The 10,056-nt window shown below is 62.7% G+C and carries 9 protein-coding genes; 1 reads left to right on the forward strand and 8 read right to left on the reverse strand.

Translation table 11 applies throughout. From position 1 onward, the window contains the following. Positions 1–342: 342 nt before the first annotated feature. The gene (locus ACMO6A_RS10940; protein WP_009305274.1) at positions 343–2,094 is read right to left on the reverse strand and encodes an FAD-dependent oxidoreductase; all 1,752 of its coding nucleotides are present in this window, start codon (positions 2,092–2,094) and stop codon (positions 343–345) included. A 201-nt stretch (positions 2,095–2,295) separates the two neighbouring features. On the opposite strand from ACMO6A_RS10940, the gene ACMO6A_RS10945 reads away from it, so the two are divergent. After that, positions 2,296–3,183 (forward strand): LysR family transcriptional regulator, encoded by an 888-nt coding sequence (locus tag ACMO6A_RS10945; RefSeq protein WP_021410023.1) that lies wholly within the window; start codon positions 2,296–2,298, stop codon positions 3,181–3,183. A 55-nt stretch (positions 3,184–3,238) separates the two neighbouring features. Here the strand turns inward: ACMO6A_RS10945 and ACMO6A_RS10950 are convergent, their stop codons facing one another. The 7 genes from ACMO6A_RS10950 to ACMO6A_RS10980 all read right to left on the reverse strand — a co-directional run. Continuing rightward, positions 3,239–3,757: a ferritin gene (locus ACMO6A_RS10950; protein WP_009305276.1), complete on the reverse strand. Its 519-nt coding sequence runs from the start codon at positions 3,755–3,757 to the stop codon at positions 3,239–3,241. Between the two features lie 150 nt (positions 3,758–3,907). After that, entirely contained in the window at positions 3,908–5,104 is a 1,197-nt protein-coding gene (locus ACMO6A_RS10955) for a hypothetical protein (RefSeq protein ID WP_009608431.1), read from the reverse strand. Positions 5,105–5,332: 228 nt separating this feature from the next. Then, positions 5,333–6,226: an NrfD/PsrC family molybdoenzyme membrane anchor subunit gene (gene nrfD, locus ACMO6A_RS10960; protein ID WP_009305278.1), complete on the reverse strand. Its 894-nt coding sequence runs from the start codon at positions 6,224–6,226 to the stop codon at positions 5,333–5,335. A 6-nt stretch (positions 6,227–6,232) separates the two neighbouring features. Further along, positions 6,233–6,775 (reverse strand): 4Fe-4S dicluster domain-containing protein, encoded by a 543-nt coding sequence (locus tag ACMO6A_RS10965; RefSeq protein WP_009305279.1) that lies wholly within the window; start codon positions 6,773–6,775, stop codon positions 6,233–6,235. Beyond that, positions 6,775–8,976 (reverse strand): molybdopterin-containing oxidoreductase family protein, encoded by a 2,202-nt coding sequence (locus ACMO6A_RS10970; protein ID WP_009608439.1) that lies wholly within the window; start codon positions 8,974–8,976, stop codon positions 6,775–6,777. The genes ACMO6A_RS10965 and ACMO6A_RS10970 overlap by 1 nt, the downstream gene beginning before the upstream one ends. Positions 8,977–8,990: 14 nt before the next feature. After that, positions 8,991–9,725 (reverse strand): molecular chaperone TorD family protein, encoded by a 735-nt coding sequence (locus tag ACMO6A_RS10975; RefSeq protein WP_114548007.1) that lies wholly within the window; start codon positions 9,723–9,725, stop codon positions 8,991–8,993. Positions 9,726–9,805: 80 nt separating this feature from the next. After that, the coding region (locus ACMO6A_RS10980) for a 4Fe-4S binding protein (protein WP_418471261.1) at positions 9,806–10,056 on the reverse strand (251 nt) is incomplete at its 5' end.

Here is a 10,056-nt window from a genome sequence, read left to right on the forward strand (position 1 = left end):
TTCGCGCGATGATGGGGGGGCTTGCAGCGGAGCCCCCCCCCCGACGCAACGAGGCCGCGGATGCTCCCCGGCCTCATCGAAAGGAATACCGACAGTACCGCTTGGCTGAAAGCCTACTAGCCCACCGCTCACACGATGTTCGTAGCAATACCTCACGAGACTGTTTACTTGGCGAAGATAGTCTTTATTCGTTCGTATTGCGATTTTTTTATCAACTGTCGGACAACGCCGATTGTACGCTCTTTTGTTCGGTTTGCGAACCCTCAGAAGCGTTTTTGTGCAGGTGAACAACCAAATCGTTGCCAATCGTCACCGCGTTGTCACGCCTCCGTTTCTGGTCGGCTACGCAAACTTCCCGGCCGCAAGGTCACGCCCGAGCAGATACCCGAACGTGAGGCAGTTGATGCCGTAGCTGTTACCCGGTATAGCGAAGTTGTACGTGTTGGCGTACATATCGCCCACCATAGCGCCGACGTTGAACAAGCCGGGGATGGGCTGGTCGTTCTCGTCGCACACCTCCATGTCCTTGCTCGTTCGCAGACCGCCCATAACAGTCATGAACATCGCGTAGTTCTGCGCCGCGTAGAAGGGGCCCGCCTCGTCTATCTTCACGAGGAAGTCGGGATTCTTGTAGAAGTCCTCGTCCACGCCCTTGTCGCACAGCTCGTTGTAGCGCGCGACCACCTCTTTGAGCTTCGCAGCGTCCAAGCCCAACTGCTTAGCCAGATCGTCCAACGTGTCGGCCTTGAAGTACGCTCCCGTCTCCACACCTGCGTCCCACATGGCCACCAACTCGTCGGGAGTAAGCGGGGGCAAGGTGTAATCCATGCCGAACGAATACCACTCGTGCCCCTTGTCCAGGATGGCTTGCGGATAATTCGCCGTCCAGATGCCATACGCTACGTTGCCCGGCTGAGACAACAGGTGATTCGAGCTGTAAGGCGCCGAAATATCCTCGCGCTGGTAACGCTCGGTGTTCATGTTCACATTCAAACCCATGTGGAAGCCGCACGGCTCGTGGCTGCCGCCCCAGGCGCCCTGCATCATGGGCGCGTTCGGATACGCATGCTGCCACGCCGCACCAACCCACAGGCCCATCTTCTGACCGTCGCCGCCGTAGATGCCGGTGAGGTTGAAGCTGGTGTTGTAGTCGATCTCTCCCTGCTCGTAACCCACTAGCGGCAGCACCATCGGGCAGTACGCGGCCAGCATCTCCTTGTCGTTGGAGAAGTCGCCCGTGGCCAGCACCACAGCCTGCTTCGCGACGAACTTCACATAGCTGCCGTCGGCCATCTTCGAAGCGATAACGCCCGTCACGCGGCCCTTGTTGTCGTCCTCCCGGATGAGCTGCTCGGCCTTCGTGTCGTAGATAATCTCCACGCCCAGCTTCTGCGCCTTTGCTTCGAGCGCCTCCACGGCGCCCTGCTGGCCCGTCGACACCATGGCGCTGTTGCCCTCGGTGGAGAAGGCGTGCGCGTAGTTCGGCCCCAGGTCGAACGTGTTGTCGCGCTCCATGATGACCTGCAGGCCGCTCTCGCGGGCGATGTCGATCATCCAGTTCATAGCCTCTTCGGACTCGTTATAGCCGCGCATCCACTTCTGCTGGTCGACGGCGAACGAGGCGGCACGCATCTCGTGATAGTAGAACGGCACTGGATCGAACGGCTCGATGCCCAGCTCTTCCATCACCTTCGAGTTCTTCGCGTAGTTCGAGCCGCCGCGAGAGATAGGAGCGCTGGCCGCCGAGAACAGCGTCACCTTCGCGCCCTGCTCGGCCGCCGACACAGCCGTGGTGAAGCCGGACATGCCGCCGCCCACCACGATGATGTCGTTCTCCACCGTCTCGGTGATCTGATCATCGGGAACGGGCTCAGGCGGAATCATGAACGACCACTTCGGCATGCCGTCGGTCAGCTTGAGCACCGCGTCGGACGAGTTGATCGCGCCGTCCATTGCGGGCGATGCAGCCTTCGCCTCGTCGGTCGCGCCGCCGCTGGGCGTGCAGCCCACGATGCCCGCTGCCGCTGCTCCGGCCGCACCCACCGCTCCGAACTTCAGAAAATCACGACGCGAGAATCTTTGTTGCTTTCCCATGATGTGCTCCCTCCTGGTTAGATACCTGCCCCTTGCAGGCATCCCCATCTTACGTACCGAGCCGCATCGCAAGAAAGCAGCTTCGAGTTGCCCACCCGCAACTGTTTTCTGCTTGCGCTCCGATCATGATCGGAGGTATCAAGAAGGCGTCGGCATGCGCTATGCTGGGAGCCGACACGAAACGGCTTCTGGGAGGGGACCGTGGATATTCGGCAACTGGATTACTTCATCGTCGTGGCACAGCTGGGGAGTTTCACCAAGGCGGCCGACGAGCTTTTTCTGTCGCGCCAGGCGCTCAGCAAGGCCGTGCGCAACCTTGAGCACGAACTGGGGCAACCGCTACTGGCGAATCGCGACAACCATCTGGAGCTGACGGATGCCGGGCGCACGCTGCTCGACGATGCCGCTCCGGTTGTGGAAGCTTTCAAACAGCTGGAGCGCCGCCACGTCGGCTGCGTCGGCGCCCCTGCGCTGCGCCGGACGCTTTCGGTGGCCATGGCGCACGGCACGGCGCTCTCCATGCCTGATCGAGCCATCGACGCATTTCGGGAAGAGCATCCCGACATCGTGTTGTCGGTGGAGGAGGTGACCACGGAAACAGCCATCGACATGGTGCGCACGGGCGAATCCGACATCAGCCTCGTGGGATCGGCTCCGCAGTACCTCGAGGAATTCGACCCCATGCTGGTGGTGGAGACGGGCGTGTACGCGTTCGTCCCCGAAGACAACCCGCTCTCCGCGCGCAAAGAGCTGGAGCTGAGCGACCTCGACGGGCAGCCGTTCGTGACGTTCGGCAAGCGAAACCACCTGCACCGCTACTTCGTCGAGGCGTGCGAGGCGGCAGGCGCGCATCCAGATATCCTCATGACCACGTCCGACGCCGAACTACTCGTCCGAAGCGCCACGCAACAGCATGCGCTGTATTTCGGGTTTCCACCCCACGTGCTCAACGACCCGAAGGAGGGGCGAGCACTCGTGCGCATCGCCGTGCCGCATGCCAGTGCGTTCGGTACCTACGGCATAAAACGCAAAGGAGCGCCACTCTCGTCGTCGGCACGGCTTTTCTGGCAGTACCTGGGTTCGCTGTAAACGAAAAAACGCCCCCGCATGGGCGGGGGCGCGATAGCTCGGAGATGCTTGCGGGCTATTCCGCAGCAGCCAGCGGAGACGGCACGGAGTACACGCGGGCGGCGTTCTCCTGATCGAGGTCGTACAGGGCCTTCGCATCGGAGCCGAACAGCTTCATGCGCGTGATCATCTTGTCGGCGTTGTCCTCTTCCTCCTGCTGCTCCTCGATGAACCAGTCGAGGAACTTCATGGTGCGGTAGTCCTTCACCTCGGCAGCGGCGGCGTAGATGTCGTTGATGAGGCTGGTCACGTACTTCTCGTGCTCGAGCGCGGCCTCCAACGGCTCCAGGAACGTGGTGAATTCCTTGTCGGGCTGATCGATGGCCAGCAGCTTCACCTTGCAACCGTTCTCGTGCAGGTAGTTGCGGAAGATAAGAGCATGGTCGCGTTCTTCCTTGGCCTGGATCTCGTACCAGTTGGCAAAGCCCTCGAGACCCTCCTCCTCGTAGTAGTCGGCGAAGGACAGATACAGATACGAAGAGTACAGCTCCTTGTTGATCTGATCGTTCAGCAATTCGTACACGCGTGCGTCCATGAGCATCTCCTTCTTGGGTCGTACGGGGGTGTAAACAGGTTGGGCACCCCGTTTCATCTGCGTATATGATAAACCTCATAAGGCTTTCCGACGAGGTTCGCGCGCACGCTCGCGCCAAATCAACACAGCGGCCAACCGGATACCAGATGCTTATTCGACCTCTTCGGCCAAGTCGAGCAGCTCGCCCTCTTCACTCGCCCTCCGCGCGGGTTCGCCCGCCGCATGGAGCCGCCCTATGGCCGCCACCACCTCGCTCAGCACTACAGCCACGATGTAGATCGATAGGACGCTCGACCACAGCAACTGGGCGTGAGCGCCGAACAGCTGAAATACGGTCATGCCGACCGCCACGCTGGCCGCACAGCTTGCGCAAAACGCAGCGAACACTTTGGAGAATCCCACGTCGGAGCTCTTCGCCATCCACAACAGAACCACGAGGCCCAGCACGTTCATCAACGCCACGCCCAAATAGGAGATGGTGGAGAACAGCATCAGCCCCGATAAGGCGCCGGTAACGTTGGCGATCGGGCACACAAGCATGAGAGCCGCCGCAACGGGAAGCGCTATACGGTAGAACGCTTGAAGAATGCCGCCTCGCGCGCGGTACGCGTGCGCAACTACCCACCATACCACTATGGCTAGCAGCAGATACGCCATCGGCTTGTACGCGACGTCCCCGGACTCGACACCGATCCGATCGGACCATAGCGTCAAACCGATCGTGAAGAAGTTGAACATGAGACCGGCAACCGCCGCCCATCCCTTCTGCATGACTTCGCGCATGGTTTCGAGCGGCTTTACCGCGACGACGCTGCGCAAGCCGGCCTTGATTTCGTCGGCCTGCACGATCTGGCTCGCCAGCAAGGGCAGCGCCCCGCACGATACCAAGACGAGCATTCCAAGGCAGAACAGAAACGGCGTGCCGGCATGCGACACCACGAACCACCAGCACGAGGCCGCCAAGAATGCCAGCATCGTGTTGAGCAGTGCCCCTTGGTAGGAAAACAGACGATAGTAGCGACCCCATTGACGCAGCAGGCAGGTCAGGCCGAAGCCCAGGAACAAACCAGCGCCCGCAGCGCTCACCGGAGTAGGCAAAACCTGGTAGAGCAACGCACACAGTACGCCCGCGATCGATGCGAGCAACCCTACGCCGATGGACCAGCGTCGCTTCTCGCCGTCGTGCGCTGAAACGAACACGACGACGCACAACGCCACAACGCCCACAAGGAAAGAATGGATGAACAGATCCGCCGCGCCTTCGAGCGCATAGGCGCCCAGCAGCAGATTATCGGCATGCAGGCATAGCGCGAATCCGGCAAGAACGCAGGACAGCGCCAAGCCCATGGGCGACCACTCGCGAGCATATTTCGTGATACCGTTGATCAGATTACCTTTCCATGAAGCGATCTATTATAGTGCAAAAGCACGTAAACGCAGGTAACAGATACCAGATCGGCCGCGTGAGAAGTCCTTGATCCCAGCGTTGCGCAGCGAAAACGCTCGGCAGCCCGCAAACGCACGCGCGCCGCCCCGGAGGAGCGGCGCGCGGAACATCAGGCTGGGCGATGCCCGTTACAACATGGGCACCACCATGGTCAGCGGCAGGGCCGCGACCACCACCAGGTAGCGCAGCAGGAAGCCGCCCACCAGCACGCCCGCGTCGGACGCGGCGCTGATCCAGTGAGCTTTGCGGCTCTCCTCGAACTCCTTCGGGCTGAAGAACAGAAGCCACGTCTCCAGCGCTGTGGGCAGCACGAGGCCGATGAGCACGAGCCCGATCCAGAACAGCGGCGCGTATCCGCCGACCAGCAGCGACATCACCGAGTTCCAGCCGGCCGTGGAATTCGTGCACGTGATGAACATGAGCGCAGCGATCAGCACAAGCTCGATGACGGGCAGGCAGAAGTGGAACTTCTTGAGCACGCCCACGCGGTTGAACTCGTCAGCGTGCCTGAAGATGCCGATGAGCAGCACCGACGCCGCACCGGTGGACATGGCCGACACGAGGAACAGGATGGGCAGCAGCGCGTTGTTCCACAGCGGGAACGTCTTGCACACGCCCAGCAGGGCGCCCGTGTACATGGCCACGGCCACGCCGAACACCACGCCGGCGATATCGAGCCACACCGGCACGCGCTTCTTCATGAAGTCGAGGACCACCACGACCAGCGATATCACCGTGAAGCCGCCGAGGAACACGACGCCCCAGGTCATGACCGATCCGAAGTTCGTCAGCAGCAGGGCGAAGCGCAGCGGGTTCATGAGGCCCGCCTTCGCATCGAACATCAGCAAGCACAGGCCGATGATCACCACGATAGGCGCCACCAGATGCCCGATCTTGCGCATCGACACGGCCTCGGGATGTCGCCACCCCAGAAAAGCCGAGGTCACGAACGCGCCGCCGCCGAGACCGGCGAGGAACAGATACCATGCGATGATGGCACCCCAAATAGGTTCAAACGTCATCGTTCATCACCTCACGTAAAATACTTTGGACTTGGTCAGGTCGCCCGCGATAGGCTGCGCGTTCGTCGCGACGATCTCCTTCGAGATGTCGCTGTCCGGGTCGTCCAGATCGCCGAACATACGCGCCCCCGTCAGGCAAGCCTCCACGCACGAGCACATCTTCGTGCCCGTCGTCTCGGCCGACACCGTGCAGAAGCGGCACTTGTCCACCGCGCCCGTCTCCTCGTTGCGCACGCGCACCTGGTAGGGGCACGCCGCCATGCAGTACAAACAGCCGATGCAGCGGCCGTGGTCCACGCCCACGATGCCGTCCGCGCCGATATAGGCGGCGCCGGTGGGGCACACCGCCACGCAGGGGGCGTCCTCGCAGTGCATGCACTGCAAAGGCACCGTCTCCACGCGCACGTTGGGATACGTTCCCACCTCGTGCTCCTCGTAACGGATGAAGTCCTCGGTGGGCAACAGGTTGTTCTGGCGTTGGCAGGCCACGCGGCAGGCGTAGCAGCCGATGCACTTCTTCGTGTTGATGAGCATTCCGTAGCGAGCCATTACGCACCTGCCTTCTTAACGTTGACGACCGTCTCCTGCGTGCAGGCCGACCCGTAGCCCGGCTCCATGCGGAAGGGCACGTAGTCCATCTGGCGCAGGCCCACCTCGTAGGCGGTGTGCTGGTCGGGCGACGAGCAACCGTAGTGACTGGGCATGTACAACGCCGTCGGGTTGATGCGCTGCGTGACCTTCACGCGCACGCGACCCGTGTGCTGGCCGTTGGACACCTCCACCTCGTCGCCGTCGGCGATGCCGCGGCGGGCGGCCGTGTCGGCGCTCATCCACACGCGCGTGAGGTCGTAGTCCTTCGTGATCTGCATGAGGTCCTCGATGTTGGCCGTCTGGGTGTGGCTGTGGATGGCCTGCTTGCCGCCGATCAAGCGCAGCTCGTCGCCCATGGGCATGACGGCCGGTTCGACCCACACCGGATAGGGCGACAGCCCCGCCTTCTCGCACGCCTCGCTGGCGAACTGCACCTTCTCGGTGGGCGTCTTCCACTTCGGCGTGGAGCCGTAGGAGAACTCCTTTTCGGGGAAGTGCGCCGTGCCCGTCTTCTTCAGCGTTTCCAGCGACAGGCCCACGGTTTGGAGCTGCGCGTCGGCCAGCTCGTCCACGCTGAACTGGAAGTACTCGCCCACGCCGCACGCCTCGGCCAGCTCGGAGAAGATCTGGTCCACCGGACGCGTGTTGGGATGCACCTTCTCCAGCACCTGGTCGCGCAGCGCGACAGCCGGCACCTTGCCACCGATGAACTCCGGCAGCTCGAGGCGCTCGAGGTAGCTGGTATCGGGCAGCACGTAGTCGGCCAACAGGGCCGTCTCGGACATCTGCACGTCCACGACCACCATGAGGTCCAGCTGCGACAGCGCTTCAGCCAAGTACGCCGTGTTCGAATAGCCGGCGGCCATGTTCGAGTTGTAGAAGAACATGCCCTTGATGTCGCCGTTCTTGGCCTGCTCGGCGGCGAAGAGGTTCGTGCCCATGCTGGTCAGCGCCAGCGGGTACTCCTCGGTGCCGGCGATCTTGGCCTCGGGCTTCGGCACGCTGGGGAACTTCTCCTTGTCCACATCACCCGCAGACACGCTGGGCGTGAAGATGGCGCCGCCCTCCTGGTTCCAGCAGCCCAGCAGCGTGTTGAACAGGCATACTGCGCGCGCCGTCTCGCCGGAGTTCGCGTACGAGCAGCCGAAAGCGCCGCGCCAGCTGGGCTCGATGGACGCCGCGGGGGCGGCTTCGGCGAACTCCACGGCCAAACGCGCGATGGTGGTTGCGGGGATGCCGGTGATCTTCTCGGCCCATTCGGGCGTGCAGTCGGCCAGCGACGCGGCCCAATCCTCGAAACCCACCGCGTTATCGGCCACATACTGCTTGTCGTACAGGCCGCGCGTCACCAACACGTTCGACATGGCCAGCAGGAAGGCCAAGTCGGTACCGGGGTTGATGGGCACCCATTCGTCGGCGAACGCGATGGAGTTGTTGCAGCGCGGATCCACCAGCACGATATGCGCGCCGTTTTCGTGGGCGCGCTGCAGCTCTGCCACCGAGCTGGGGCGAATGGCGTCGGCGTAGCTGCGGCCGATGAACATCGTCATCTTGGAGTTCTCCATGTCGGACGCATAGCTGGCCGCGCCGATGGCCTGGGTGAAACCGCTTTCCTTCGACAGGTTGCAGGCAGCGCCGTGCGTGTACACGTTCGCCGAGCCCAGCGCGTTCATGAAGCGCTTCGTGTAGTACTTGCCCGACGGGCGCGGATCCTGCACCATGGCAAGCGCCTGCGGCCCCCTGTCGGCGATGATGGCCTTCACCTTCTCGGCGATCTCGCTGTAGGCCTGATCCCACGAGATTGCCTCGAATGCGCCCTTGTCGTTCTTCTTGAGCGGGTCGGTGAGACGATCCTTCGAATAGGCGATCTGGGAATAGCCGTAGCCACGGGCGCAGAGCTTGCCCTGGGCGTACGGATGGTCCTCGTCGCCGATAAGCTTCGTCAGGCGCCCGTCGACGACGTACGCCGTGAAACCGCATTTGCTCGAGCAGGCGTTGCACAGCGAATGGACGGTCTTGGTTTCTCCCCCTTGGGCTCCGTCATCAGCGTGCGCCTGCTCCCAAGCGTCGAAGCTCACATAGCCGGCCGCCGCCGTGAGCGCGACCGCTCCGGCGCTGCCAGCCAGGAAGCTCCGCCTGGTTATAGCGTGTTCTGACATAGCTGCTTCCTCTCTTATATGCATGCGTGTAAACGATTGCGTTCGGCACGCGCATCCGCGTCGATCCCTTGCTCGCCAGCACCCGACGTCAACGCCAGATGCTCCCGCATGCCCACGAGCACGTCGACCAGCCCGATGTAGAACCGGGCGTCGTCGGCAAGCTCCAGCAGGCGCATGCGATACGCGGTGAGCCACGAGAACCGCTCCAAAACGAATTGGCGGGCGGCATCTCGCATCCCCGACCGCAGCAGCACGGCTGCAAGGTCGAGCTCGAGCGCAAGATGATCCGGGCACGCCGAAAATTCCGGCGGCACCCGCATGCCCATGCGCTCCACGAGATCGCGCATATAGCGCGCCGAATCTCCCTGGTACATGCCCTCGGCTTTCGAGAACGGAGACGGCAGCGACCCGTTCGACCACGTCGTGTACAACGACTCTGCCGGCACTGCCGATTCCGGCAGCCCTCCCGTGAAGTGGCGTGCGGCGAACAGCCGCTTCTCGTCGTACGTCGGCGGCGTGAACAGCGCCTTCACCTCGCCGGCGGAAAGGAACTCCTGAAGCGGGCAGCGGCTGCGGACGCGGGCTATCGGGCTGGTCGGCTCGCCGAGCGCGTCGTCGTCCTGCAAGCCGCGCCGAGCGGCGTCAAGAAAATCCGACCAGAGCGGGCCGTCTACCAGCTGCTTCCACTCGTCTTGCCCGACGGGCGCGAAACACATCGACAGCACCGTGAACATCTCGTCGTATTCCATGGCTTTTGCCTCCTTTCCGCATCTCTTCGGATCGGCCGCGCTTTCAGCGGGCCGAAACCGGACATGTCCAGCGATCACGCCTACGCTTGCACGAGGGTCGTCGTCCTCACGACGCCCTGGTCGATGACCTTCTGCGCGATATCCTCCCAATCGATGAACTTGATGGCGCCGTTCGGGCACTGCTCGGCGCAGCGTCCGCACGAAATGCACTTCGTGGATACGCCGGTCTCGCTGTCGACGCGCGGCATGTTCCACGGGCACGCCTGGCTGCACATGCCGCAGCCGATGCACTTCGGCGTGTCCCCCGGGCGCGCACCGGACTCTTCGTCGG

Origin of the sequence: Eggerthella sp., from assembly GCF_048329335.1 — a bacterium.
GTDB classification, from domain to species: domain Bacteria; phylum Actinomycetota; class Coriobacteriia; order Coriobacteriales; family Eggerthellaceae; genus Eggerthella; species Eggerthella lenta.

Excerpts from the sequence above, each read along its gene's own strand:
- ACMO6A_RS10940 (WP_009305274.1), bottom strand. The coding sequence starts at position 2,094 with ATGGGAAAGCAACAAAGATTCTCGCGTCGTGATTTTCTGAAGTTCGGA.
- ACMO6A_RS10950 (WP_009305276.1), bottom strand. The coding sequence starts at position 3,757 with ATGGACGCACGCGTGTACGAATTGCTGAACGATCAGATCAACAAGGAG.
- ACMO6A_RS10955 (WP_009608431.1), bottom strand. The coding sequence starts at position 5,104 with ATGGGCTTGGCGCTGTCCTGCGTTCTTGCCGGATTCGCGCTATGCCTG.
- nrfD (WP_009305278.1), bottom strand. The coding sequence starts at position 6,226 with ATGACGTTTGAACCTATTTGGGGTGCCATCATCGCATGGTATCTGTTC.
- ACMO6A_RS10965 (WP_009305279.1), bottom strand. The coding sequence starts at position 6,775 with ATGGCTCGCTACGGAATGCTCATCAACACGAAGAAGTGCATCGGCTGC.
- ACMO6A_RS10970 (WP_009608439.1), bottom strand. The coding sequence starts at position 8,976 with ATGTCAGAACACGCTATAACCAGGCGGAGCTTCCTGGCTGGCAGCGCC.
- ACMO6A_RS10975 (WP_114548007.1), bottom strand. The coding sequence starts at position 9,725 with ATGGAATACGACGAGATGTTCACGGTGCTGTCGATGTGTTTCGCGCCC.